This is a genomic window from Kitasatospora sp. NPDC001539, from assembly GCF_040298565.1.
In the GTDB taxonomy this organism is placed as follows: Bacteria; Actinomycetota; Actinomycetes; order Streptomycetales; family Streptomycetaceae; genus Kitasatospora.
Genome location: NZ_JBEPAK010000095.1, coordinates 1 through 24,870, shown reverse-complemented (window position 1 = coordinate 24,870; position 24,870 = coordinate 1). Strand labels below are relative to the sequence as shown.

Here is a 24,870-nt window from a genome sequence, read left to right as displayed (position 1 = left end):
GGTCGCCGTCGCCGGCCCGCGGGCCGTCCTGCGGGCCCGGGACGGCTGGCGGGCCGTCCGGCTGACCGACGGCGCGGCGCTCTGGCGCAGCGCCGCCGACCCCGGCTGCACCCCCGTGCAGGTTGCGGGCGGCGACCGGGACGTGGTGACGGTCACCCGGTGCGGCGACACCGAGCCACCGGTGCTGCGGACCCTCGCGCCGGAGGACGGGACGGAGCGGTCGAAGGTCGTCCTGCCGGCCGCCGGCGGGGTGAGGAACCTCGCGGTGGTCTCGGTGGACCCGCTCGCGGTCTGGGTCGACGCCCAGGCCGAGGGCGGCACCCACGCCGTGCTCAGCTACGACCGGACGGGCCGGCAGCGCGCCGCCATCCCGGTCTCCGGCGACGAGTACGACCTCGACGTGATGCTCGGCGGCGTCCACGCCTTCGACGAGTTCAGCGCCCGGCCGCTGTTCGGCGGCGTGGTGGTGGGGGACCTGTTCATCGTGCCGGGCGAGAAGCCGGGCGACATCGGCATCAGCGGCGGCAGGCACCCCAGCCGCACCGCCACCGGGCGGCTCGTCGCCTACTCCCTGGCGGACGGCGGCAAGCGCTGGACGGCGGGCCTGGACGACCAGGTGACGGGGGTGCTGGTGGACGGTGACGCGGTGTGGGCGATGACCCGGGACAAGGTCACCCGGATCGACGCGGCGACCGGCCGCCGGAACCGGGAACTGGACGTCAACGACACCGCCTCGCTGTACCCGGTGGACCTGTCGGCGGCGGGGCGGGAGCGGTTCACGGTGGTGGCGGAGGACGGCACCCGGGACGAACCGCCGGTGCGCGGGATGAGCTGAGGGTCCGGCCCGCGGCCGGCGGTGGACGGGGCGCCCGGGGCGGGTCGGGCCGGGCGGCCCGGGGCGGGACGGGGCGCCCGGGCGGGTCGGGCGGGCCGGGGCCGCGGGTGCCGGCGGTGGACGGGACGGGACCGGACGGGCGGGCCGGGCGTGCCGGTGACGGTGCGTGACCGATCGGGGATCGACCGCTGAGCCTTCCGGGCGGTTGTGTCAGGCTGGGGGGAGAGCACCGCCGAGGTCGGGAGGCTCGTGATGGCCGAGATCAGGGTGAACGGGGTGTCGCTGCACTACGAGGCCCGTGGCGAGGGGCCCGCGGTGGTGCTGGTGCACGGCTCGTGGAGCGACGCGGACTGCTGGGCGCGGGTGATGCCGGGCCTCGCCGAGTCCACCACTGTCGTCGCCTACGACCGGCGCGGGCACAGCCGCAGCGAGGACCTGCTCACCCAGGGATCCGTCCACGAGGACGCGGCCGACCTGGCCGGGCTGATCCAGGGACTCGGACTCGCACCCGCCTTCGTCTGCGGGGAGTCGTACGGTGCCATGGTCACCCTCCGGCTCGCCGCCGCCCGGCCCGACCTGCTGCGCGGCATCGCCGTGCACGAGCCGCCCGCCAGCGGCATCCTGCTCACCGACCCCGACCTGCGCCCCATCGGCACCGCCTTCGCCGGCCGGGTCGCCGCCGTCCGGGAACTCCTGGAGCAGGCGGAGTCCGCGGCCGCCGCCGAACTGTACGTCGACAGCCTCGGATTCGGACCGGGCGCGTGGGAGCAACTGCCCGCGCCCGTCCGGCACACCTACATCCGCAACGCGCCCACCTACCTGGACGAACTGCGCGACCCCGACGCCCTCGACCTCGACCTCACCCGGCTCGCGCAGTTCACCGAGCCCGCACTGCTCACCCAGAGCGACGGCAGTGCGCCGATGTTCGGCGAGGTGCTGGACCTGATCGACCTCACCCTGCCGAAGGCGGAGCGGCACCTGTTCGTCGGCGCCGGCCCCGCCCCGCACCTGTCGCAGCCGGAGGAATGGGTGCGGGTCGTCCTGCCGCGCGTGCTCGCCTGAGCCGCCGCCCGGGGCGGGTCCACCGTCCCGGTGCCGGCCGAGTTCGTCGGCCGTCCGCTCGGCGACGTAGCGCGGTCCGCGCCGGAGGGTGCGCAGCACCACGCCCGGCACCTCGCGGCCCAGCAGCTCGGCTTCGGGCACGCCGCGTCGGACGGCATCCGGCTCGGCGACCAACCGCTCCGGTTCCGTTCGGCGGACGGCCGCCGACTGCGCGGCGGCGGTCGGCTCCGGACCGGAGGGGTGCGGAGAGAGGAAGTCGGGGATGCAGTGTCGGTCTGCCGGGCCTCGGGTGTGCCGGGCGTCGGACCGCTGGGCGGGCGGATCGCCTGGCCGACGGGTCATCAGGACGGCGTGCTGACCGGGCCATCGGGCCGCCGCGTCGTCGGCCGCGTCGTCGGCCGCCGGAAATCGCCGGGTTCGCTCGCCCTGTACCTCCCCGACGTCTCGACGCTGGTGCGAATCCTGGTAGGAAGGCTCGCCTCCCGAGTCGCCCCGGCCCAAGCTGACTGCGTGACCGCGTCAAGAGGGGCGCGGCGCGACCGGGAAGGACGAACATGACGAGCACGCGCGGCCGCCTCGCGGCCCTGCTGGGCGCCGTCGCCGTGGCGGCCGGCACCACCCTGGCCACTCCCGCCGTCGCGGCTCCGGCCGCACCGGCCCGGCACGGCGGCGGGATCACCGGACAGGCACCCTGCGCGGGCGCGCCCGAATTCACCTGCGGGACCGTCACCGTGCCGCTCGACCACAGCGGAGCCGTCCCCGGCACCCTCCGGCTCGACGTGGCGATGACCGGGAACGCCGACGCCCCCAAGGGCGACCTGCTGTTCCTCACCGGCGGCCCCGGCCAGCCCGGCGCACCGCTGATCCGGCGGATCGCGAGCAAGCTGCAACCCGTCCTCAAGGACTACCGCCTGGTCATGTACGACCAGCGCGGCACCGGGCAGCAGGCGCTGCGGTGCCCCGGGTTGCAGGAGGACATGGGCTCCTCCGACCTCGCCGTGCCCCGCAAGCAGTCCATCGCCGACTGCGCCGCCACCCTCGGCCCGAACGCCCGCTTCTACAGCACCGCCGACACCGTCGCCGACATGGACCTGCTGCGACGGGCCCTCGGCGACCGCCGCCTCACCATCGACGGCGTCTCCTACGGCACCTTCGTCGCCGAGCGGTACGCGCTCGCCCACCCGGCGCACGTGGCCCGGCTGGTGCTCGACTCGGTCGTGCCGCAGCAGGGGTACGACCCGCTCGACCTGGTCGCCCTGCCCGCCACCGCCCGGGTCCTCCGGGCCGCCTGCCGGGCGACCGGCTGCACCACCGACCCGGCCGCCGACCTCGCCGCGACCGTCCGCACCTACGGCAACGGGGCGCAGATCCTGGACGCGCTCACCAGCTACGAGTTCGCGGACCCGAACTACGGCGGCGTGCCGGAGGCCCTGCACCAGGCCGCCGCCGGGCAGCCGGAGAAGCTGCGGGCCTTCATCGACGAGGTGCACCAGGGCGACGCCGCGCCCGCCGAACTGCTCAGCCAGGGCCTGCACGCCGCCACCCTGTGCGCCGATGGCCACTACCCGTGGGGCACCTCGGACACTCCGGTCGAGGGCCGGGCGGCCGCGCTGGAGCGCACCCGGCAGCGGCTGACCCCCGAGCAGACCTGGCCGTACGACGCGGCGACCGCGACCGGGCTGGGCAGCCTGCTGGCCTGCCAGGACTGGCCCCGGGAGCAGGTGCCGCCGACCCCACCGGCCCATCGCAAGCTGCCGAACGTGCCGGTGCTGCTGCTCGGTGGCGACCGGGACCTCTCCACGCCCTACGAGTGGCTCCGCCAGGAGGCCGAGTCGGCCCACGACCCGGAGGTCGTGATCGTCCCCGGGGCGGCGCACTCCGTGCAGAGCCGGGCGGCCGACCCGGCCGGACGGCAGGCGGTCTACGACTTCCTGCTGAAGTAGCCGGGCGGGGCGCGGAGGAGCGCCGACCGAGCAGCGCACCCCGGGACACCGTCGGCGGCGGGGCCGCGATTCGCGGCGGGCGACGCGGTCGGCGGGCGGGGGAAACGGTCGGCGGGCGGGGGACACGGCGGAGGACACCGCTGGGACACGGCTGGACCACGGCGGGGGGCCGTTCCGCACCGGGGACGGAACGGCCCTCCGCTGCTTCGCCGTCCAGCCGCAGCCCTGCCCCGGGCACGGGCCCGGGAGGCGCCGCCTCAGCCCAGGAGGCCGGCCTCAGCCCGGGGAGCCCGGCCTCAGCGCTCGGCGGCGGCTCCCCAGCCGTCGTCGGGCAGGGCGGGGTCGGGCTCGGGGCAGTCGGCGTGCTCGTACCCCCACAGCAGCGCCTTGTGCAGCAGCCAGTCCTCCACCCGCGGTCCGTCGCGGCCCTCGTGCGGGGCGAGGACCAGGGCCACCCAGAGGTCCTCGGCCGGTGAGAACTCCAGGGTCCGCTGGTCGGGCACGTTCTCGTACGTCACCGTCCGCCAGCTGCAACCCGCTGCCGTGAGGGCCGCGGTCAGCTCCGACTCGCCGACGCGGGTCGCGTAGGTCTCCGCTCCGCCCCCCTCCCGGGGGAGGTCGAGCTCGCCCTGCCAGGCCGGCAGGGTCAGCGACCGGAGCCGTCGGCAGCGGCAGAACACCGCCAGCACGTCGCCGAAGCCGAAGGCGTGCGGCCAGCGGCCCTCCCGGTGGATGCCGCCGCCGTCCCACGGATCGCCGTAGCGGGCGGCCAGTTCGGGCAGCGGGGCACCGTAGCGCAGCGCGCCGAGGGCGCCGGTGGCGGCGAGTTCCGTGACCCGCGCCAGGAAGTCCCGCCCCCGGGAGGATTCCTGGGGCGTCACCCCAGGCACCCGCGCACCGCCTCGATCAGCCGGTTGGCGCGGGCGTCGCCGTGGCCGATCATCCGGTTCGCGACGTACCCGAATCCGACGCCGAACTCGTCGTCCCCGAAGGCGAACTGGCCGCCGGCACCGTCGTTGCCGAAGCTGCGCGGGCCGAGCAGCCGGCGGAAGGCGGGGGAGTCGAGCAGCAGGCCGGAGCCCCACCGGGCGCCCATGTCGAAGCCCAGGAAGCCCTGGCCGGAGGAGACTTCGCGCACCGCGTCGGCCACCGTGTCGGGGGAGAGCAGCCGCTCGCCGCCGTCCAGGCCGGTGGCCGCGGCCGCGTACAGGCCGGCCAGGCCGCCGGCGGAGGCGACGGCACCCGCGCCGGGCAGCTCGATCGCGTGCAGGGCGGGGTCGTTCCAGCCGTGCGGCACGTCGAGGCCGGGGAAGACCAGCGCGCCGTTCATCGTCACGATCCTGGTGAGCAGGTGCTCCGGGCCGGGCATCGGACGGCGCCCCTCGGCCTCCACCAGTCGGGCCACCCGGGGGAGTTCGGACTCCGGCAGGCCGATCCACAGCGGCAGGCCGAGCGGCTCCGCGATCTCCTTGCGCAGGAACGCGCCCGGGGTCAGGCCGGTGATCCGGCGGATCACCTCACCGACGGCGAAACCGAGCACGTGGCCGTGGTACTCGTAGGTCGTCCCCGGCTCCCAGAGCGGCTGCTGCTCCTCGATCGCCCGGACCACCGGCTCCCAGGCGGCGATCTCCTCGAAGGAGAGCACCGCGTCCAGGGCCGGGATGCCGGCCCGGTGGCCGAGGATCATCCGGGTCGTGACGGCCTGCTTGCCGTGGCGCGCGAACTCCGGCCAGTAGCGGGCGACCGGGGCGTCCAGGTCGAGCCGGCCCTGCTGGGCGAGCAGCAGGGCGCTGATGCCGACCGCGCCCTTGGCGCAGGAGAACACGGGCACGAGGGTGTCCCGCGTCCAGGCCCGGCCGGTGCGCTCGTCGGCGGTGCCGCCCCACAGCTCGACCACCTTGCGGCCGCCCACGTAGACGGTGGTGGCGGCGCCGAGTTCGGGGAAGTCGGCGAAGTTCGCGGCGAAGGCGTCCGCCACGGCGCCGTAGCCCTCGTCCGCCCACCCCTGGTACTGCTGCATCGGTGCTGTTCCGTTCTGCTCGTGGCCCTGCGCCAAGATCGTCGACCGGACCACGCTACGGCGTCGGGACCGCCGTGACGAGCGATTTCGGCCGGGCCGGGACGGATGGGGCGGGTGTGACGGGCGGCCTTGCCGCGAGCGCGGTCGGGGAGGTGCGGTCGGCGGTCGGTCGGACCGGAGGGGCCGTCAGTTCGGCGTCGTGGACTGCTGGGCCGCCGGTGCCGGTGCCGGCTTCGGCTCCGGTTCCGACGGGCGGGTCGGACTGGCTGGGCGGGTCGGGCGGACCGGGCAGTCGCCGCTGCTCCGGTACGGCCAGGAGGCGACCGCCAGGGCCGTGCCGATGCCGGTGAAGGCCGCCGCGCCGGCCGGGACCACCCAGCCGGTGAGCGGGTCGTGGCCCGGGCCGTCGCCGTGGCCGAGTGCGCCGAGCAGGGCGGTGAGCAGGCCGTACGGGACCAGCAGGGTGCCGGCCCGGGCGGCGGTGAGCAGCAGGAGCCGGAGCGGACGGCGCCGGGGTGGGCGGCGGGCCAGGACGACGGCGAGGGCGAGGCCGGTCAGGGCCAGTACGGCGGTGAAGTCCACGCCGTGGCGCTCCAGCCACACCAGGGCGGCGGGTGCGCCGTTGCGCCGGAACTCGTCGCCCATGTCGAAGCCGGCCCCCAGTCCGGCCCGCCCGCCCGCCGCCCAGTAGCTCTTCAGGGCGATGTACGGCAGGGCGAGGCTTCCGGCCAGGGTGACGGCCAGGGTGACGGCCGGGGTGGTGGTGCGCGGCCGGTGCCGGTTCATGTCCGCTCCTCGGGCCTGGGGCTCGCTCCCATGCTGCTCCGCGCACCGGGGAGTTGGGGTCCTGCCCCGGGAGGGGGCGCCTCCCCCCGGCGGGGGAGCCGGCCGACCGGGGGGCGGGGCGGGCCTAGCGGGGCGCGGGGGTGGGCAGGCTGGGGCGGACGCACCGTGCAGACGGCTGCACCGGATGAAGGAGCGCATGATGACCGCAGTCCACGAGTCCGTCCTGGAGGCGATCGGCGGGACGCCGCTGTTCCGCCTCGCCCGGCTGGGTGCCGGGATCGCGGCGCCGATCTACGCCAAGGCCGAGTTCCTCAACGTCGGCGGCAGCGTCAAGGACCGTGCGGCGCTGTCCATGGTCCTGGCGGCGGAGCGGGACGGCCTGCTGCAGCCCGGTGGGACGATCATCGAGGCGACCTCCGGCAACACCGGCATCGGGCTGGCCATCGTCGGCCGCCAACGCGGGTACCGGGTGATCGCTGGGGTGTCGGACAAGGCGTCGCCGGAGAAGGCGGACATCCTGCGGGCGTACGGCGCCGAGGTGGTGCTCGCGACGACGTCCGTGCCGCGGGAGGATCCGCGGCACCTGTTCAACGTGGTCCGGCGGCTCACCGAGGAGATCCCCGGGGCCTGGCTCGCCAACCAGTACGACAACCCGGCCAATCCCGAGGCCCACGTCCGGACCACCGGCCCGGAGATCTGGGAGCAGACCGGCGGCCGGGTGACCCACTTCGTCGCGGGGGTCGGTACCGGCGGCACCGTCACCGGTACCGGCGGCCACCTCAAGGAGGTGTCCGGCGGCGCCGTGACCGTCATCGGCGCGGACCCGGAGTCCTCCTCGTACGGCGGCGGGGACGGCAGCCCGTGGTTCGTCGAGAGCATCGGGCACTTCCTCCACCCGGAGACCGTCGAGGACCGCTGGCCGCAGGCCTACCGCTCCGAGGTGATCGACTCCTTCGAGCGGATCCCGGACCGCGAGTCGCTCCTGACGGCGCGTCGGCTCGCCCGCGAGGAGGGCATCCTCGCCGGGCCGTCCTCCGGTACGGCGGTGGCGGCGGCGCTGCGGACGGCACGCCGGCTGGGGCCGGACGACCTGGTCGTGGTGCTGCTGCCGGACTCGGGCCGCTCCTACCTGTCGAAGGTGCACAGCGACGCGTGGATGCGGCGCTGGGGCTTCCTGGAGGAGCCGGGACGGACGGAGCTGCGGGCCGCGCTGGCGGCGGCGGGCCCGCTGGTGACGGTCGGGGCGGACGCGACCGTCGGCGAGGCGCTGGACGCGCTGGGGGCCGCGCCGGGCGGGATCGCCCCCGCCGTGCTGCCGCGGGCGGCGCGGCCGTACGGGGTGGCCGACGCGGAGGTGCTGGGCTCGGTCTCCCGCGAGGTGCTGCGGGCGGCGCTCGCGGACGGCGGGGCCAAGCCCGACGGCCCGGTGCGCCCGCTACTGGGGCCGGCACTGCCGACGGTCGGGGTGGGGCAGTCCGCCGCCGAGGCGCGGGCCGCGCTGGCGGGCGGGCATCCGGCGGTGGTGGTGCTGGTGGACGGGAGGGCGGCCGGGGTGCTGACCCGGGCGGCGCTCGGGTAGTCACCTCGGGGGCTGCGCGCGCCCTGCGGCCGCGGGCCGTACGGGAGTTCGCCACGCACGGGTGGCGATCCGCCGGGCCGCGCGAGGTGCTGGACACCAGTGCCGGTGTGGTCTTGGGTGGGTCGCCATGGAGTACACCCACCTCGGCCGCACCGGCCTCACCGTGTCCCGACTCTGCCTCGGCACCATGAACTTCGGCCCCCACACCGAGGAGGCCGAGGCCCACCGCCTCATGGACACCGCCCACGAACGAGGCATCAACTTCTTCGACACCGCCAACTCCTACGGCCGCGACAGCGAGGGCAGGCTCGCGGGCCGCACCGAGGAGATCATCGGCCGCTGGTTCGCCCAGGGCGGCGGCCGCCGGGAGCGCACCGTGCTCGCCACCAAGGCCTACGCCGCGATGAGCGACTGGCCCAACGAGGGCAGGCTCTCCGCGCTCGCCATCCGCAAGGCCGTCGAGGCGAGCCTGCGCAGGCTGCAGACCGACCACATCGACCTCTACCAGATGCACCACATCGACCGGGACACCCCGTGGGAGGAGATCTGGCAGGCGATGGAGGTCCTGGTCGCCCAGGGCAAGATCATCTACGTCGGCTCCAGCAACTTCGCCGGCTGGCACATCGCCCGGGCCCAGGAGGCCGCCCGCTCCCGGCACTTCCTCGGACTGGTCAGCGAGCAGTCCCTGTACAACCTGCTCGACCGCACCGTCGAACTCGAGGTCATCCCCGCCCTCGAGCACTACGGCCTCGGACTGATCCCCTGGTCCCCGCTGCGCAGCGGTCTGCTCGGCGGCGTCCTCCGCAAGGAGCGCGAGGGCACCCGGGTGCGCGGCGCCCTCGGCTTCGCCGCCGAACTCCTGGCCAGGCACCGGGACCGCCTCCAGGCCTACGAGGACTTCGCCGACGAGATCGGCACCGATCCCGCCGACCTCGCCCTGGCCTGGCTGCTCTCCCGCCCGGCCGTCACCGCCCCGATCATCGGCCCCCGCACCCCGGCCCACCTCGACGCCGCCCTGCGGGCGCTCGACCTGAAGCTCGACCAGAAGACCCTCGACCGCCTCGACGAGCTGTTCCCCGGCCGCAAGCCGGCTCCGGAGGACTACGCCTGGTAGACCGCCGGGCTCCTGGTCGGCGGAGTTCCTGGGCGACGGGGTTCCTGGGCGACGGGGTTCCGCCTGCCGGCTCCCGCCCGCCGGGTGCCTGCCCGCCGGGGGCGCCTCGGACCGGCCCGAGGCGCCCCCGGCTGTGGTAGCAAGGCAGGCATGAGGGAGCGGGAGGCCTACCACCACGGGGCGTTGCCGGAGGCGCTGGTGGCGGCGGCGGTCGAGGTGCTGGACGAGCAGGGGCAGGAGAAGGTGAGCGTGCGGGAGGTGGCGCGCCGGGCCGGGGTGTCGCCGGGGGCGCCCTTCCGGCACTTCGCCGACCGGCAGGCGTTGCTGACCGCGGTGGCGGACCACGTGCTGGCGGACTTCGTGCGGTGGCAGGAGGCGGAGGTGGGGGCCGCGGAGGCGGCGGGCGGTTCCGCGATGCGCGCGCTCGGACTGGGCTTCGTCCGGTACGCCGTTCGGCATCCGCGCCGGTTCGAGCTGGTGCGCTCGCGGGTGTTCACGGCCGTGCGGGATCCGGAGCTGCGGGAACGGCTGGACGGGATGGACCGGGTGTTCGCCGGGCTGATCGTCGCTGACCAGCGGGCCGGGCGGCTGGGGCCCGGGGATCCGGGGCTGGTGATGCTGTCCGGGCAGGCGGTGGTCTACGGGCTGGCGCAGATGATCGTGGACGGGTACCTGCCGGCCGAGAACGCCGAGGAGCTGGCCGTGCGGGTGCTCGACACCTTCCGGCAGGGGATCGCCAACCGGCCGGAAGAGTAACGGAATTGCCCTTGCGGCGACCCTTGACCGGCCCTTCGCGCCTTGATGTAATCGCCGATTACATGGGGTGCGGGGAGGCCGGGAATGCCCAAGGGGACCACGTTCGGGACCACGTTCGGACGCTCGATGTTCGCCAAGCCGCTGCCGGGCTACACCACCGCCGCCGCCACCGGCGACACCGTGGTGCTGCTGCTCGGCATGCGGATCAACCGGTTCTGGGCCGTGCACCACTGGGGCCCGGTGATGTTCGCGATGTTCCGGATGCTGCGTGAACTGCGGCGCAGCCCCGAGCGCGGTCTGCGCGGCCGGATCCTGCTCACCGCCTCGCCGCGCACCTACTACGTCGTGCAGTACTGGGAGTCCAAGGAGAAGCTGTACCGCTACGCGAGCGCGCCGGACGGCTTCCACCACACCGTCTGGGGGATCGCCAACCGCATGGTGCGCGAGGGCCGGGTCCGCGGGCACGTCGGGCTCTGGCACGAGACGTACATCGCCCCCGAGGGCGGCTACGAGTCGATCTACTTCGACATGCCGCCGTTCGGCCTGGCCCGCGCCACCGGGTCGTTGCCGGTGGAGCAGCGCGGCCGGAACGCGGCCCAGCGGCTCGCCCACCGGTCGGCGGCCTCGGGAGGGCCCGAGGAGTCCGAGGGGGCCGAGGGGGCCGCGCTGGCGGCTGCGTCGGCGGAGCCGGGCGAGCCGGGCGATCCGAGCGAGCCGGTGACGGTGGCGAAGGCGCCGGAGGCGGCGGCGAAGGCGGCGGCGAAGTCGGCGGAGGGCACCGGCACCCAGGGAGTGTCGTGAGTCGGACGGCCGCCCCGGCGTGAGAGCGTCGGGGAATGGTCGATCAGGGCGGCGCCGCGCGGTCGGCGCGGGTGGTGCACGAGGTGCCGTACCGGGCGCAGTGGGAGTCCGCGGAGCTGGTGCGGGAGATCGTGGACGGGCGCCTCGACGCGGCGGAGGACCCCCGGTGGGGGCAGTCCGGGGCGGCCACCCCGGAGGAGTACGCGTGGTGGTCCTGGCGGCTGTGCGGGGTGGCCTGCCTGCGGATGGCGCTGGAGCACTGGTGGGGGGTCACCCCGACGATGATGGCGCTGGCCGGTGAGTGCGTGGCGGCGGGGGCGTACGTGCGCGACGGCGAGAGCCTGCGCGGACTGATCCACGTGCCGTTCGCCGACTACGTCCGGCGGCGCTGGGGACTGGCGGCGTTCGCACGGGAGTTGACGCCGGAACAGGTGGCGGAGGAGGTGGCCGGCGGCCGGCTGGTGATGGTCTCGGTGCACCCGTCGATCCGGGAGCCGAACGGTCCGCCGCCGGTCCGCCGCGGCGGGCACCTGGTGCTCGCGGTGGGCACCACCGACACCGCGCTGCTGATCCACAACCCCTCCGGCTTCCCGGGGGAGTCGCAGGCCTTCGCGCGGGTGCCGTGGCGCTCGTTCGGGCCGTTCTTCGCCGGGCGGGGGATCGTCCTCGGCCCGCCCGGTTCGGATGAGCGTCAGGTGTGGTCCGGCAGCCCGGCCGGGTAGTACGGCAGCTGGCTGCGACAAAGGGCCGCGATCGGCTTCAACGCCGCAGCCAGCCGGTCGAGTTCGGCCCGGGGGTAGCCCTCCCACACCCGGGCGGCGGCCAGGTCGGTGGCCGCCTCCAGGGACTGGTGGCGGGTCCGGCCGAGCTCGGTCACCGCCCCGGCGGCCGTCAGCCAGCCGCGCTCGACCAGGCGCCCCGCCGCCGCCTCCCACTCGGCGTCCGTCCAGCCGCGCATCGGCTGGAGCTGGTCGCGCCGCATGTCCATCGCGCAGCGGATCACCAGCGCCTCGCAGCCGTCCAGCCCGGCTGCCACCAGCGCGGCCACGTGGCCGTCCCCGCGGTGCTCGCGCATCACGGTGGCGGCCTGCCAGAGCCGCTCGTACAGCCCGCTCGGGCGGGGCAGCGCGGCGTTGGCGGCCGCCAGCACCCGGCCCGCGCAGTCCAGCCGGGAGGCGGCCTGCTCCAGGGCGTCGGCGACCAGCTCCACCTGCTCCCGGTCGACGTGCTCCAGCAGCCGGGCCAGCGCCGCCGCCGAACCCTTCAGCCGGGCGGCGAGGGTCTCCTCCGGGCTCGCCAGCGACCAGACGGACGGCAGCGCGCGCTCCACCATGGCCGGCGCGAAGTTGAAGAATGCGGCGACGACCGGCGGCGCCTCCACCGCGCCCAGCGGGGCGGAGCGGCTGGCGAAGTACCCGCGCCAGGGGCCGCGCAGCCCGGCCTCCTCGAAGGCGGCCCGGCCCTCGGGCAGGAAGTAGCTGACGCCGTGCACCGGCTCGAAGAGCCACCAGAGCGCGCGGGCGGGGTGGACGAGATCGACCATCGGAAGCCTTCCTCGGCATGGCTCCGGGCGGGCGCGGGGAGCTCGGCTGATCGGACGGCCCCGCGGCCGCGGCGGCAGCTGAGCCGTTCGGACGGCGCGGGGCCGCTCAAGTGCTGATGACCACGGCGGCGGCCCGGGAACCCCGCGCGGAGTGTGATGACGGTCACGCGGGGGCGCCGGGGTGCGGTCACCGGCGGTGCGGCGCGAGATGATGGGACGAGGTGCCGCCCGGCGACGGGTGGCCCGGCCCCTGCAAGCCCCCGCACGAAGGTAGTCGGTCATGGCCCAGATCAACCCCAGCATCCTGTCCGCGGACTTCGCCCGGCTCGCCGACGAGGCCGAGGCCGTCCGGGGTTCCGACTGGCTGCACGTGGACGTCATGGACAACCACTTCGTGCCCAACCTCACCCTGGGCGTCCCGGTGGTCGAATCGCTCGCCCGGGCCACCGACACCCCGCTCGACTGCCACCTGATGATCGAGGACCCGGACCGCTGGGCCCCGCAGTACGTCGAGGCCGGGGCCGGCTCCGTCACCTTCCACGTCGAAGCCGCCGCCGCGCCCGTCCGGCTGGCCCGCGAGATCCGCGCCAAGGGCGCCCGGGCCTCCATGGCGCTCAAGCCCGGCACCCCGATCGAGCCGTACGAGGACCTGCTGCCCGAGCTCGACATGCTGCTGATCATGACGGTGGAGCCCGGCTTCGGCGGCCAGGCCTTCCTGGACATCATGCTGCCGAAGATCCGCCGCACCCGGGAGCTGATCGCCAAGCACGACCTGGAGCTGTGGCTGCAGGTCGACGGCGGCGTGTCCGCCACCACCATCGAGCGCTGCGCCGAGGCGGGCGCGGACGTGTTCGTGGCCGGCTCGGCCGTCTACGGGGCGGAGGACCCGGCGGAGGCCGTCCGCAAGCTGCGCGAGCTGGCCGACAAGGCGAGCGCGGACGCCTGGTGGGCCTGCGGGCACTGACCGCCCGCCGGGCGCGGACGGGCTTCGCTCGCGCCGGGCCTTCACGCCGGATGGCCGGGCGCGGACGGGCTTCGCGCGCCGGGACCGCACCGCCGGATGGCCGGGCGCGGGTGGAGGAACCCGCCACCGTGCTGGATGATCGGTGACGACGGGGGACTCCTCCTCGCCCGAACCCCTCCGCTTCCCTCCCCATCCCCCCTCCCCGCCCCCCGCGCCCGGCCCTCCTCGTACGGTGGTGGAACCGCGATGAGCAACCTCGACCTCAAGCCCGCCCCGACCAGCTGCGGCCGCGAGGCCACGACCGGGCCGGTGAAGGACCTCCTGACCGGCCGTCAGGTCCAGCTGGGCGAAAGCACGGTGGTCCGCCGCCTGCTTCCCAACCTCGGCCGCCGGATGGTCGGCGCCTGGTGCTTCGTCGACCACTACGGCCCCGACGACATCGCCGACGAGCCCGGCATGCAGGTCCCGCCGCACCCGCACACCGGCCTCCAGACGGTCAGCTGGCTGCACCAGGGCGAGGTGCTGCACCGTGACAGTCTCGGCAGCCTGCAGACCGTCCGGCCGTACGAGCTGGGCCTGATGACCTCGGGCCGGGCGATCTCCCACTCCGAGGAGTCCCCGCGCCCGCACGCCCGCTACCTGCACGGCGCCCAGCTCTGGGTCGCCCTGCCCGACGCCCACCGGCACACCGCCCCCGCCTTCGAGCACCACGCCGACCTGCCCGTGGTCACCGCCCCCGGCCTGCGCGCCACCGTCATCCTCGGCACCCTCGACACCGCCACCTCGCCCGGCACCACCTACAGCCCGCTGGTCGGCGCCGACCTCGCCCTCACGGAGGGGGCGGAACTCCAGCTCCCCCTGGTCCCGGACTTCGAGTACGCCGTCCTCGCCATGACGGGCCGCCTCGACGTCGACGGCACCCCGGTCGAACCCGGCTCGATGCTCTACCTCGGCTGCGGCCGCACCGAACTTCCCCTCCTCGCCCGCACCGACGCCTCGGTGCTACTCCTCGGCGGCGAGCCCTTCGAGGAGCGGATCCTCATGTGGTGGAACTTCGTCGGCCGCACCCCCGAGGACATCGCCCAGGCCCGCGCCGACTGGATGACCGGCACCCGCTTCGGCCAGGTCCACGGCTACGCCGGCCACCGCCTCCCCGCCCCCGAACTCCCGGCCACCCCGCTCAAGGCCCGCGGCCGCGAGCGCTGACACCGACCGGGGGTCCTCCCCGGTCCGGGTCGGGGACCTCGCCGGCGTGAGCGGGCTTTGGCGTTCGACCGGCGCCGCAGGTGCAGGGCGACGGGCGGGTCAGCGGGGGGTCAGGAGGCCGTCCACCAGGGCGTGGAGGCCGTCCAGGTAGGTGTCCTCGGCGGTCAGGGGGGCCCAACGGTCCGCGACCTGTGCCAAGCGGGGCAGCACGCTCGGGTCGAGGTCGGCGAAGACGCGGTCGCGGTAGGTGGGGCGGTCATCGGCCGCGCGTCGCCGCCGGGTGGCCGTTGTGCGGACCACGATCTCCCCGGCGGTGTAGTACCAGATCGCGCGGTAGCCGTGCACGGCCCGCTCGGGGGACAGGCCGCATTCGACCAGGCCGTCGACGATCTGTTCGACGAACCACAGGGCGGAGGTGGACATCAGGTCGTCGGCGGTCAGCACCTCCACGATCCAGGGGCAGGCGGCGAGCGCCTCGTGGATCGTGGCAGCGGCGGCGACGACCCGTTCGCGGGGCCGGGCGGGCAGTTCCTCGGGGCGGCGCAGGGTCCGCGCGGCGTAGTCGTCCAGCAGCAGGACGAGCAGTTCCTCCTTGTTCCGGACGTGGTGGTAGAGCGCCATGGGTGTGCTGCCGATCTCCGTGGCCAGTCGCCGCATGGTCAACCGGTCCACGCCGTCAGCGGCCACGATCCGGCGTGCCGTCTCGACGACCTCCTCCCGGGTGATGCGGGGAGGTCGGCCGGGGGTCCTGCGCGGTGCGGCTGGTTGCGACATGCCCCCCATCATCCCCGAGGTGTCGACAACCGCGACCGACCCGCGCTAGTTTCCTTACATGTACAAAAACTTACGTGGGCGCCCCGGAACGGTGCTGGCGGCGGCTTCCGTCGCCCAGTTCGTCTTCGCCCTGGACATGTCGGTGGTCAACGTCGCCCTGCCCGCGATCCGCACCGCGCTGGGATTCGCGCCGCTCGACCTCTCGTGGGTCGTGCACGTCTACGCGCTCGCCTTCGGCGGACTCCTGCTGCTGGGCGGTCGAGCGGGCGACCTGTACGGGCGGCGCCGGCTGTTCGTACTGGGCCTGTCCGTCTTCGGACTGTGCTCGCTGGCGGGCGGACTGGCCCAGGCGCCCTGGCAGCTGATCGCCGCCCGAGCCGGCCAGGGCCTCGGCGCTGCCGCGGCCGCGCCGGCCGCGCTGGCACTGCTCACCACGACCTTCCCCGAGGGCCCCCGGCGGGTCCGTGCGTTCGGAGTCTGGAGCGCCGTGAACGCCGCGGGCGGAGCGCTGGGCGTACTGGCGGGCGGCGTGCTGACCGAGTACGCGGGTTGGCGCTGGGTGATGCTGGTCAACCTGCCCGTCGTGGCATCGGCTCTGGTCCTCGTCCTCGCGGGCGTACCTGCCGGGGCGCGGCCGGGCCGGAGCGAGCGGCTGGACGTGCCCGGCGCCGTCCTCGCGACCGGCGGAGTCGGGCTGCTGGTGTTCGGCGTGGTGCGCACCGACGCCCGGGGGTGGGGTTCCCCGGCGACCCTGACGACCCTCGCCGCCGCGGCCGTGCTCCTGGTCGCCTTCGTCCGTGTGGAGTCCAGGGCCTCCGCGCCCCTGCTGCGGCTCGGCCTGCTGCGCAGCCGCTGGATCGCCGGAGCCAACGTGCTGGTGTTCCTGGCCGCGGCCGGCCAGTTCACCGCCTTCTACTTCGTGTCCCTCTACCTGCAACAGGTCCTGGGCATGGGGGCCGCGGCCACCGGTGCCGCGTTCCTGCCCTTCTCGGCCGGGCTGGTCGCGGGCACCGCCGTCGCGACGCGCCTCATCGCGACCCGCACCCCGCGCGCGGCCTTGGTGCCCGGCGCGCTGCTGGCGGCCGCCGGACTGGTCTGGTTCGCCTTCATCAGCCCCGACGGCGGCTTCCTCACCGACGTCCTCGGCCCGTCCCTCGTCGCCAGCGTCGGCACCGGACTGGTACTGGCGCCGGTCGCCGCCGCGGCGACCACCGGGATCGCCCCCGGAGAGGCCGGCGCGGCCTCCGGGCTCCTCAACAGCACCCGCCAACTCGGCGGCTGCGTCGGCCTGGCCGCCCTGGCCACCGTCGCCGCGCACCGCACCGGCACGGCCACCGACCCGGCCGCGCTCAACGACGGGTACGCCCTGGGCCTGGCCGTCGGCGCCGCCCTCTTCGTCCTCGCGGCGGTCGTGGCGATCGTCGTGCTGCCCCGCCGCCGGGCCGCAGCCCCTGACCCCCGGCCCGTCACCCCCGCACCGAACCGACTGGAAGGAACACCGTCATGACGACGACACCCAGCTCCCCGATCGACCTGTTCGCCTCGGCGCTGCACATCCACCCCGACGGCGACCTCCGGGCCGCCGAGCGGCGGATGACCAGCAGCGACTCCGGTGCCTGGCAGATCGCCACCTTCCACGTGGAGACCGACGCCGACGTCCACGCCGACCACTGGGAGATGCACCCCGCGGCCGAGGAGGCGGTGTGCTGCCTCACCGGCGGCGTCCGCGTCCACTTCCGTCCCACCGAGCCCGGCGGCTCGGAGGACACGGTGCGGCTGCGGGCGGGCACCGCCGTCATCGTCCCGCGTGGCCGCTGGCACCGCCTGGAACTGGACGCGCCCAGCGACCTGATGTCGATCACCCTGCGCCAGGGCACCCGCCTCGAGGAGCGCACCGACCCGCACTGACCGGTAGGTGGCCCGGCCGAGCCACGGCCGGGCCACCCCTGCGGTGACTGCCGGGCGCCACCGGCACCGTCCGGCGGCACGCCCCGGGGCGGAGCAGGCTAGTGCTCTGGCCGAGAAAGCTCACCGGTTGGGCCGGGATAGCCTGCGCCCGTGAAGGTCTATCCCCTCTGGCACATCAGCCACCAGAACGAAGCCGGGCCCAACGACGAGACGATTCACCTCGACGACGGGGACGTGCTCATCGACGAGCAGGACGGCGACGACCTCAAGCTGCTCGGCATCTACTCCTCCGAGGCCGTGGCCAAGAAGCGGATGCGCCGCGCGCGTCTTCTACCGGGCTTCGCCGACGAGCCGGACTGCTTCGAGATCGGAGAGTACGACATCGATGAGGACCACTGGACCCAGGGTTTCGTCCGCGTGCCGGTCTAGGTCTTCGGGGGAGCGGGCCTGCAGAGGCGGGCTCGCTCACGCCGCTTCGATGAGCGTCCTGCCTCCCCAGCGAAGGCCCTTTTCACTGCGGATGCGCGCGCGTTCCTTGCGCTGGGCGGCCAGGACGTCGGGGTGGCGGGAGTTCGCGTTGCGCCAGCGCAGGTAAGCGTGCAGAGCGCGGCTCTGGACCGGGTGGTTCGGATGGTTCGAGTTGGCGAGCGTGAACTGCCGCAGCGGTCCGAAGTGCGACTCGATCGGGTTCGCCCAGGAGGCGTTGGTCGGGGTGAAGCACAGGTGGACGTTGTTGCTCTTCGCCCAGCGCAGGACCGTCTTGCCGTTGTGGGCGGACAGGTCGTCCAGGATCACGTAGATCGGGGCGCCGTCCGGTCGGGCCGCCCGGATCGACTTCAGTGCGGCCAGGCTGTTCGCGGTGCCCTTGCGGCGCCGGTTCACGCCCTACAGAGTGTCGTCGCCGACCGAGTAGCAGCCGTGGAAGTACGTCACGCCGTGGGTGCGCTTGTAGGTCGCCGGCAGCCGGCCGGGCTTGCCCTGCTCGCCCCAACAACTGCCCGCGGTGGGGCGGATGCCGAGCGGGCCGAACTCGTCGAACGCAAAGGTCCGGTCCGGGAAGCAGTCCAGGACGTGCTCGATCTGGTCCAGTTTGGCGTCGTAGTCGGGGTCAGTGGACTCCTTCCAGGTCCTGGTGCGCTGCAAGGTGACGCCGCGTCGGGCGAGCAGGCAGCGCAGGGCCCGCGGCCGATCCGGATGACCCGGCCGGGGACTTTGCGCAAATAGGCAAGCAGCTTCCGGATGGACCAGCGGGTGAAGGGCTGGCCGAGCTTGGTCGGGCGGGTGGTGGCCGTCTGGACGACGAAGTCCTCGTCGTCAGGACCGAGCAGGCGGGGACGGCCTCCCGCCCACCGAGGGTCCAGGCAGGCCAGGCCGATCTCGTTGAACCGGTGAATCACATCCCGCACCGTGTCCTCGTCGGCCTGCACCAGTTGGGCGATCACCGGAACCCGGTTCCCGCCGGCCGAGGCCAGCAGCATCATCGCCCGCCGGTAGCGCACCGTGCTGGTGCTGCCCCGACGCACGATCCGTTCTAACTGCTGGCCCTCCTGGTCGGTCAGCCTCCTGACCTTGACCGGCTCCGCCACCACGCCCCCAACCCGTTGGATGTGCGTCTCATCCAACCGGTTCCGGCCCCACCGCCGCCAACCCGGTAAACGTTCTCGGTCAGAGCACTAGTAGTACTTCGTTAGGTCGAGTTGATCTTGATGGTTGCGGTGGTGCATGCTGCGGCCTGTGGATCTTGGCGAGGTGGAGAGGCTTCGCGGGGACCTCGGAGACTTCGTGGCCGAGGTCTTCGCATCGCTCGCGCGCAAGGATCAGCGCCGGCAGGGCGATTGCTACCTGCGGGGGCTGATGCTGGACGGGTGGCGCAAGTCGATCCAGCCGATGGCCGAACGCCTGCCGGACGGGAACATGCAGGCCTTGCAGCAGTTCGTCAGCCAGTCGCCGTGGGACCACACTTTGGTGCTGCGGAAGATCGCCGGGAAGATGACCTCCGCTCTCGCGCCGGAGGCGTGGGTGATCGACGACACCTCGTTCCCGAAAGCCGGCGACCAGTCCGTGGCCACCTCGCGGCAGTACTGCGGCGCGTTGGGCAAGCGCTCGCTCTGCCAGGTCGGGGTCAGCGTCCACGCCGCCACCGACCAGGCCTCCAGCCCGTTGTCCTGGCGGCTGTTCGTACCGCCGGACTGGGACGACAGCAATGACGTGCGCCGGCGGCGCACCGGCCTGCCACCGGAAATCAGGCACATCGAGAAGTGGCGGCTGGCCATCGACGCTCTCGAAGAGTTGATCTCCTGGGGGCTCACCCCGCAGGTCGTGGTCGCCGACGCCGGTTACGGCCAGTCCGCGGCCTTCCGCCATGCCCTGCGCTCGCGGGGCTTGGACTACATCGTTGCGGTGCGGGGTGACGAGACCGCGCACCGCCACGACACCGAGCCCGAGGCGCCCGCCTACGGCGGCGCCGGCCGCAGGACACTGCCCCGCTACCGAACCGACTCCGTCGCCTTGCACGAGCTCGCCACCACCGGCGGCCGCCGGGCGTTTCGCCAGGTCACCTGGCGTCAGGGCAGCCGCGGCGCGATGCGGTCGAGGTTCCGCGTCCTGCAAGTGCGGCCCGCCGGGAAGATCCCCCGGGCCCTCGCCGCCGCCGACGCGGGCGGCGGCGCCTCCTGGGACGGCGCCCTGCCGGCAGAGACCCTCCTGGTCGAGTGGCCTCCCGGCGCGAGCGCGCCCACCGAGTACTGGCTGACCAGCCTGCCACCCGACACCGCGGTCCGCCGCCTCGCGCGCCTGGCGAAGATCCGCTGGCGCATCGAACACGACTACCGCGAGATGAAACACGGCCTGGGCCTGGACCACTTCGAGGGCCGCACCTGGCGAGGCTGGCACCACCACATCACCCTCGTCACCGCCGCCCACGCCTTCCTCACCCTCAGGCGCCTCGACCCAAAAGTCGAGGCGCCGGCCTGACCTTCTACCGAGTCCTCGACGCCATCCAGGACCTGATACGAGCCTGGACCGGCGAATGCCCCACCTGCCACCGAGAGTTACCCACCACAGGTCAGCCAAGACGGCCCCGACCATCTCAGACCTAACGAAGTACTACTAGGGGGCGATAGCCTTTTGCGCCTCCTGCCGTCCGGTGTGGGTCGTGTTCAGTGCCCGGTCTCCGAGGACGCCCAGCTCGGGCGGGCCGAGGTTCGACCGGGAGGCCGCGGACCACTGGTTGAGGAGGCACACGGTCTGGCCCTGGAGCTGGACGAAGCCGCTCGCGTCGTTCGGATCGGTCCGGGCGAGGCAGGCGGCCGTCAGGTGCCCGGCGGGGTCGGCGGAGTAGGCCGGTGCGGGGTCTGGTCCGTCGGCCCGGAAGCGGTCCAGCGCCGCACTGCGCCACGGGCGTTGCGAGTCGGCGCCGCGCTCGCGCAGCACGTCGTCGGCGACGGCGTCGTACGCACCGGCGGGCGCGGCGGCGCGCCCCACCACGTCCTCCAGCGCGGCATCGGAGGGCGGCGCCTCGACCGCGGCGAACCCGGCGGCCGACCGCCGCAGGTCGGCGGCGCGCAGCAGGGCGTAGGCGGTCGGGTCGTCCGAGAGACCGCGCACGGCCCGGACCAGTTCCCGCGGCTGCACCGAGAAGTGGACGCCCTGCCCGTCCTCCCACGCGTCGCTCTGCTGTCCGGAGTGCGCGTTGTAGGTGTCGTCGACCAGGGCCAGCACGGCGTGGGTGTCCGCGGCGTAGTCGGCGAGGGCCTCGGCGAGCGGCCGGCGGAGGTCCGGGTGGACGTGGTGGCCCCTGCCGTCCGCGAGCGCGAGGACGACGGCGCGCATGGCGCGGGCCTGCGCCAGGCTGTGGACGCCGGGCCGTTCGCCGGTGGTGGCGCGTCGCAGTTCGTCGCCGAGGGCGGTGCACGGCAGGTCGGAGCGCCAGGCGGCGCCGAGCACCTGGCGGATGCGGTCGTCGGTGCGGAGGCCGGCACAGTCGCGGTCGGGATCGTCCCGGCCGAGCGCCCACCAGAGACCCAGGCCGGCCGCTGCCGCCACCGCCAGGGCAAGGGCGACGACGACGGCGCGGCGGGAGGCACGGGCGGCGGGCATCAGGCGTTGCCCCGGCCGAGGTAGTGACCGGCGACGTCGCTGCTGCGGTTACGGGTGTTCAGGACGTCGTCCTGGAGCCCGTTGATCATGTGGTCCTCCGGGCTGATGCCATGGTCACGGGCCCAGATGCCCACCAGGTCGGACATCTGCCTGGTGCCGTCCAGATAGGTGTCCGAGATCTTGGCATTGGCCTCGGCGTTGTTCTGGTCCTTCTCGTTCAGGCTGACTTCGTAGGTCCAGGTATCCACCATGCGCTGGGCGGCATCGCCGATGCCGGGGATCGGGGTGATGGGGGCACCGACGGTGTGGTAGAGGATCTTGGCCTTCCAGTCGGCCTGGGCGTTCTTGTCGTCGCGCATGTCCATCGCCGCATCGGCGCGGATGGCATCGTAGGTGCCGAGCGCGGCCGCGCCCTTGCCCATCGCATCCTTCAGCGCATCGCGGTCGGGATGGGGCCCGAGGGCTGCAAGGTCCTGTGCTATCTGGCCGGTTTCCGCCTGGTGCAGCACCCCGTAGGCGGCCGGGTCGTCCGAGAGACCGCGCATGACCCGGACCAGACTGTCCTGACCGACGGCCATGCGTACGGTGTCACCGTCCTTCCAGACCGAGTCGTGCCCAGTGTGGGCGCCGTAGACGTCGTTGCGTCCGTTGAGCAGTTCGTGGGTGTCCCCGACGTAGTCGGCGAGGGCGTTGGCGAGAGGCCGGCGCAACGTGTCCCTGATCTTGTCGCCGCCCTGCCCCTCGTCCAGGGTGACGACGGTGTCGTGCATGACCCGTGCCTGCGCCTCGGTGTGCCGGCCGTCGTGGGAACTGCCGGCCGACTCGCCGGTGGAGGCAGCCTCGATTGCGGCGGCGAGTCCGCTCTGTGCGAGCGGGTCCGGTACCTTGACCATGGTGTAGCCGGTGAGGTAGCCGTCCGGCCAGTGCCTCTCCTTCAGCAGGTAGTGCAGCCGCTTGTTGGCGCCGTCCGCACCCGGGTCCAGGTACGCCGTCGCCGCATCGGGCTGGCGCCCCATCACGGTCAGAACGTTGTCCAGTGGGTCGGCGCCGAGTGCGCTGCCGGTGTGGTTGGCCTTGTAGTTCCACCTGCCAGGGTGTTCCTTCTCGCTGGCGGTGATGTCGTCCGCCAGCTGGGTGAGGAAGGGCGTGGAGTACTTCGCGCTCCCCTTGGTCATCATGGTGGTGAGGATCTGGTAGCCGTACACCGGCTCGGTGTTGGAGCCGTAGTTCCGCTCGCCCGCGCTTTTCATGCCCTCGCGCCACTTCTTGTAGAAGTCGCTGCCTGGATCCTGGGTGGCGGAGGCGAGCGCCCGGGTCAGGTCCGTCCGCAGGCTCGGGTAGGAAGCCTTCTTCCCGCCGTCGTCGCCGGGATCGTCGAGCTTCTGGGCGAGCTTCAGCATGCCATCGGGGCCCAGCTTGTCCAACAGCGTCTGCGAGAACTGCGGACTGTCGGCGTTCGCCCGCATCAGGTTCGCCAATTGGTCCCGCTCCTGCGGGCTGAGATCGTCGAGTCGGGTGGCGAGGGAAGCCGCGCGCTGAGCGTCAGCGGCGTCTCCACCGCCGACCGCCTGTCCGTTGAAGGTGTTGTCCGGGTTGCCCGCCTTCGACGCGCTGCGCAGGGCTGCCGCGGCCCGCTTGTCAGCGTCGGTCGCCGCTTGGAGACCTTCCTCGATTGCCTTGGTCCACTTGGCAGCGGCCTCGTCGTAGGCGTCCCGGGTCTCGCGGTCGTGGTGCAGAGCTTCCAGGGTGGCCTTGTCCATCGTGCTGGTGTCCAGGACGGCGACGCCGGTGCCCGTAACCTTGAAACCAGCCTTGACGGCTCCGTCCGCAGCATCGCGAACCTGCTTCTGGGCCGCCTCGAAGTCCGACTTCGCGTCGTCGAGAAGTGATGCCACGGCGTTCGCCTCGACTTGGGCGTCGGTTATCTGCCCTTTGGTGAGTACCAGTTGGAAGTCCGCCATGCTCGCGGTCCCGCCCGTCCACAACCCGTTCCGGGTCACGGAGAGCACCTTCTGATCGAAGTCCGTCTCCATGGCGTGGAACTTCTGTGCCATCTCACGCCACTTGGCGGCCGCAGTGCTGAGCGTGCCGGGGTTGGCCTTCAGAACGTCCTCGTATCCCAGCATCGCTCACTTCCCCCTCAGCGCGTCGGCAATGGAGAGATTGGTGCCGTGGTAGTTCAACGTGGTCTGCTCCATCGCCGCGCTGTTCTGGTTCAGCCTCGCCGTCAGCTGACCCACCTGCTCGTGCCACTCGGCGAGCGCAGCCCGGAGCGCCCCTGCCGTGTCCCAGCCGCTGTGTGCCGTCGCGGCAGCGTTGGTCGACTCGTCGGCCACCCCACCGATGGTCGGGTTGTTCAGCGCCATTCCGTTCAACGCTGCCACCGCGCCGTTCATGGCTTGGCTGCTGAGGCTGAACTGCCCGTCTGCTGCAGGTGTACTCATGTCCGGTTCCCCCCACTGATGGTGCTCTTCGCCAGTCGTCGGCTTCGGACGACACAGCTGGGCCGTCCGTGCGCCACTCGACCATGCCCCCGACTGATCGAGGACTAACCGCCCCTGTCGTACTGCGTTCGGCGCTGACGCGCCGACGCACGATCATACAAAGGGCGGCTGACGGAGGGGGTTGTTCGAGCTCCTCCCATGTGCTCGCCGAGTGTGAGCCGTTGGCGCCCGTGGGTGCGGCGCTGGTGACGGGGACCGCGGTGGTGGTGGGTTGAATGCAGTTGCGGTATGGAGGGGCCGGCGAGCCGAGTGCGGTCCAGGTCGCTTGACCGGCGCCACGGACTCCAACGTGACCGTGAGATGAGGCACTGGTGCAGGCCACGGGCGGCGGGTGGTTCTGTTCCGTGCCCGGTGGCGTGGGAGGGGGTTGCCCGCCGGTCCCCCGTGCGGCGGGCAACCCCCGGCTGGTGGTGGGTTGTCAGGGGCGGTCGAGGGTGATGGAGTTGATCGGCCCCAGGTCGTAGTAGACGCCGTTCTGGGCCGGGATGTCGTACACGCAGTCCGCGCCGCCCGAGCCGCGGCAGAGGTGGGCGTGCGCGCCGCCGGTCTGGTTGTTGAGCACCCAGTGGTTGCCGTACTGGTTGCTCAGGTTGTGGGCGCCGTAGCTGTAGTAGACGTTGGTGGGGGAGACGGCCGGGTTCTGGTTCTGCGGGTAGATGCAGACCGCCCCGGACGGGCAGCCGGCCCAGGAGCCGTCCGCGGCGCCGGCGCTGCCGGTGCCCATCGCGGTCAGGGCGGCGGTGGCGAGGCCGAGGGCGGCCAGGGCGTGGGTGATCCTGCGCATGGGGTGGTTCTCCCTTGGCTGGTGCGGGGCCCGGCGACGGGCCGGGCCGATGACTGTCAGCGTAGGAACGCACCGGCTCCGGCGGTCCCTGACATCTGACAGGGGCGCGTCGCCTTGCTTCGCGAGCCGGGACCGCCGGGTGCGTGCGGTCGACCGGCCCGGGGCCCCCGCCCGCGCGCCGGGCCCGCCCCCG

General features: G+C 73.7%; 22 protein-coding genes and 2 pseudogenes. 14 read left to right on the top strand and 10 right to left on the bottom strand.

The annotated features are described in order from the left end of the window. From ABT247_RS17040 to ABT247_RS17030, 3 genes are all read left to right on the top strand, one after another. Positions 1–835 (top strand): PQQ-binding-like beta-propeller repeat protein (locus ABT247_RS17040; RefSeq protein ID WP_350743549.1); only part of this gene is annotated, 835 nt, incomplete at its 5' end. Between the two features lie 252 nt (positions 836–1,087). After that, positions 1,088–1,897 (top strand): alpha/beta fold hydrolase, encoded by an 810-nt coding sequence (locus ABT247_RS17035; RefSeq protein ID WP_350743547.1) that lies wholly within the window; start codon positions 1,088–1,090, stop codon positions 1,895–1,897. Between the two features lie 554 nt (positions 1,898–2,451). Then, positions 2,452–3,840 carry an alpha/beta fold hydrolase gene (locus tag ABT247_RS17030; RefSeq protein WP_350743544.1) on the top strand — a complete coding sequence of 463 codons (1,389 nt, stop codon included), beginning with the start codon at positions 2,452–2,454 and terminating at the stop codon, positions 3,838–3,840. Between the two features lie 296 nt (positions 3,841–4,136). On the opposite strand, the gene ABT247_RS17025 is transcribed toward ABT247_RS17030, so the two are convergent. The 3 genes from ABT247_RS17025 to ABT247_RS17015 form a co-directional block, all read right to left on the bottom strand. After that, positions 4,137–4,721 carry a hypothetical protein gene (locus ABT247_RS17025; RefSeq protein WP_350743542.1) on the bottom strand — a complete coding sequence of 195 codons (585 nt, stop codon included), beginning with the start codon at positions 4,719–4,721 and terminating at the stop codon, positions 4,137–4,139. Beyond that, on the bottom strand, positions 4,718–5,860 hold the full coding sequence (locus ABT247_RS17020; protein ID WP_350743540.1) for a serine hydrolase domain-containing protein: 1,143 nt from the start codon (positions 5,858–5,860) through the stop codon (positions 4,718–4,720). The genes ABT247_RS17025 and ABT247_RS17020 overlap by 4 nt, the downstream gene beginning before the upstream one ends. A gap of 186 nt (positions 5,861–6,046) precedes the next feature. Next, entirely contained in the window at positions 6,047–6,646 is a 600-nt protein-coding gene (locus ABT247_RS17015) for a hypothetical protein (protein WP_350743538.1), read from the bottom strand. A 199-nt stretch (positions 6,647–6,845) separates the two neighbouring features. Between ABT247_RS17015 and ABT247_RS17010 the strand changes: the two genes are divergently transcribed. From ABT247_RS17010 to ABT247_RS16990, 5 genes and pseudogenes are all read left to right on the top strand, one after another. Beyond that, complete coding sequence (locus ABT247_RS17010) at positions 6,846–8,225, top strand: pyridoxal-phosphate dependent enzyme (RefSeq protein WP_350743536.1); 1,380 nt, start codon at positions 6,846–6,848, stop codon at positions 8,223–8,225. A 127-nt stretch (positions 8,226–8,352) separates the two neighbouring features. Continuing rightward, entirely contained in the window at positions 8,353–9,339 is a 987-nt protein-coding gene (locus ABT247_RS17005) for an aldo/keto reductase (RefSeq protein WP_350743534.1), read from the top strand. 150 nt (positions 9,340–9,489) lie between these two features. Beyond that, positions 9,490–10,095 (top strand): TetR/AcrR family transcriptional regulator, encoded by a 606-nt coding sequence (locus ABT247_RS17000; RefSeq protein WP_350743532.1) that lies wholly within the window; start codon positions 9,490–9,492, stop codon positions 10,093–10,095. A gap of 126 nt (positions 10,096–10,221) precedes the next feature. Further along, positions 10,222–10,719, top strand: a pseudogene (locus ABT247_RS16995) (DUF4188 domain-containing protein); the annotation flags it as partial. Positions 10,720–10,931: 212 nt separating this feature from the next. After that, the gene (locus ABT247_RS16990; protein ID WP_350743530.1) at positions 10,932–11,618 is read left to right on the top strand and encodes a cysteine peptidase family C39 domain-containing protein; all 687 of its coding nucleotides are present in this window, start codon (positions 10,932–10,934) and stop codon (positions 11,616–11,618) included. Here the strand turns inward: ABT247_RS16990 and ABT247_RS16985 are convergent. Next, complete coding sequence (locus tag ABT247_RS16985; protein WP_350743528.1) at positions 11,588–12,439, bottom strand: SCO6745 family protein; 852 nt, start codon at positions 12,437–12,439, stop codon at positions 11,588–11,590. The two genes, ABT247_RS16990 and ABT247_RS16985, sit on opposite strands and share 31 nt — an antisense overlap. A 280-nt stretch (positions 12,440–12,719) precedes the next feature. Between ABT247_RS16985 and rpe the strand changes: the two genes are divergently transcribed. Both rpe and ABT247_RS16975 read left to right on the top strand, forming a co-directional pair. Beyond that, positions 12,720–13,403, top strand: a complete 684-nt coding sequence (rpe, locus tag ABT247_RS16980; RefSeq protein ID WP_350743526.1) for a ribulose-phosphate 3-epimerase — start codon at positions 12,720–12,722, stop codon at positions 13,401–13,403. 246 nt (positions 13,404–13,649) lie between these two features. Further along, positions 13,650–14,609, top strand: coding sequence for a pirin family protein (locus tag ABT247_RS16975; RefSeq protein ID WP_350743523.1), 960 nt, complete (start codon positions 13,650–13,652; stop codon positions 14,607–14,609). A gap of 99 nt (positions 14,610–14,708) precedes the next feature. Here ABT247_RS16975 and ABT247_RS16970 read toward each other — a convergent pair whose 3' ends face one another. After that, on the bottom strand, positions 14,709–15,383 hold the full coding sequence (locus ABT247_RS16970) for a TetR/AcrR family transcriptional regulator (RefSeq protein WP_350743521.1): 675 nt from the start codon (positions 15,381–15,383) through the stop codon (positions 14,709–14,711). A 58-nt stretch (positions 15,384–15,441) separates the two neighbouring features. Here ABT247_RS16970 and ABT247_RS16965 point away from each other — a divergent pair, with 58 nt between their 5' ends. The 3 genes from ABT247_RS16965 to ABT247_RS16955 all read left to right on the top strand — a co-directional run bounded on the left by ABT247_RS16965 (position 15,442) and on the right by ABT247_RS16955 (position 17,720). Further along, entirely contained in the window at positions 15,442–16,890 is a 1,449-nt protein-coding gene (locus tag ABT247_RS16965) for an MFS transporter (RefSeq protein ID WP_350743519.1), read from the top strand. Continuing rightward, positions 16,887–17,291 carry a cupin domain-containing protein gene (locus tag ABT247_RS16960; RefSeq protein ID WP_350743517.1) on the top strand — a complete coding sequence of 135 codons (405 nt, stop codon included), beginning with the start codon at positions 16,887–16,889 and terminating at the stop codon, positions 17,289–17,291. Before ABT247_RS16965 ends, ABT247_RS16960 begins: the two co-directional genes overlap by 4 nt. A 150-nt stretch (positions 17,292–17,441) precedes the next feature. Continuing rightward, positions 17,442–17,720 carry a DUF7336 domain-containing protein gene (locus ABT247_RS16955; RefSeq protein ID WP_350743515.1) on the top strand — a complete coding sequence of 93 codons (279 nt, stop codon included), beginning with the start codon at positions 17,442–17,444 and terminating at the stop codon, positions 17,718–17,720. A 36-nt stretch (positions 17,721–17,756) separates the two neighbouring features. On the opposite strand, the pseudogene ABT247_RS16950 reads toward ABT247_RS16955, so the two are convergent. After that, positions 17,757–18,877, bottom strand: a pseudogene (locus tag ABT247_RS16950) (IS630 family transposase). A gap of 148 nt (positions 18,878–19,025) precedes the next feature. Between ABT247_RS16950 and ABT247_RS16945 the strand changes: the two are divergent. After that, a complete protein-coding gene (locus ABT247_RS16945) occupies positions 19,026–20,264 on the top strand; it encodes an IS701 family transposase (protein ID WP_502892458.1) in 1,239 nt (412 codons plus the stop codon). Positions 20,265–20,399: 135 nt separating this feature from the next. Here ABT247_RS16945 and ABT247_RS16940 read toward each other — a convergent pair whose 3' ends face one another. The 4 genes from ABT247_RS16940 to ABT247_RS16925 all read right to left on the bottom strand — a co-directional run bounded on the left by ABT247_RS16940 (position 20,400) and on the right by ABT247_RS16925 (position 24,677). After that, on the bottom strand, positions 20,400–21,389 hold the full coding sequence (locus ABT247_RS16940; RefSeq protein ID WP_350743512.1) for a hypothetical protein: 990 nt from the start codon (positions 21,387–21,389) through the stop codon (positions 20,400–20,402). Then, positions 21,389–23,515 (bottom strand): DUF6571 family protein, encoded by a 2,127-nt coding sequence (locus ABT247_RS16935; RefSeq protein WP_350743510.1) that lies wholly within the window; start codon positions 23,513–23,515, stop codon positions 21,389–21,391. Before ABT247_RS16935 ends, ABT247_RS16940 begins: the two co-directional genes overlap by 1 nt. Before the next feature lie 3 nt (positions 23,516–23,518). After that, the gene (locus ABT247_RS16930) at positions 23,519–23,833 is read right to left on the bottom strand and encodes a hypothetical protein (protein WP_350743508.1); all 315 of its coding nucleotides are present in this window, start codon (positions 23,831–23,833) and stop codon (positions 23,519–23,521) included. Between the two features lie 478 nt (positions 23,834–24,311). Further along, on the bottom strand, positions 24,312–24,677 hold the full coding sequence (locus ABT247_RS16925; protein WP_350743506.1) for a hypothetical protein: 366 nt from the start codon (positions 24,675–24,677) through the stop codon (positions 24,312–24,314). Positions 24,678–24,870 lie beyond the last annotated feature (193 nt).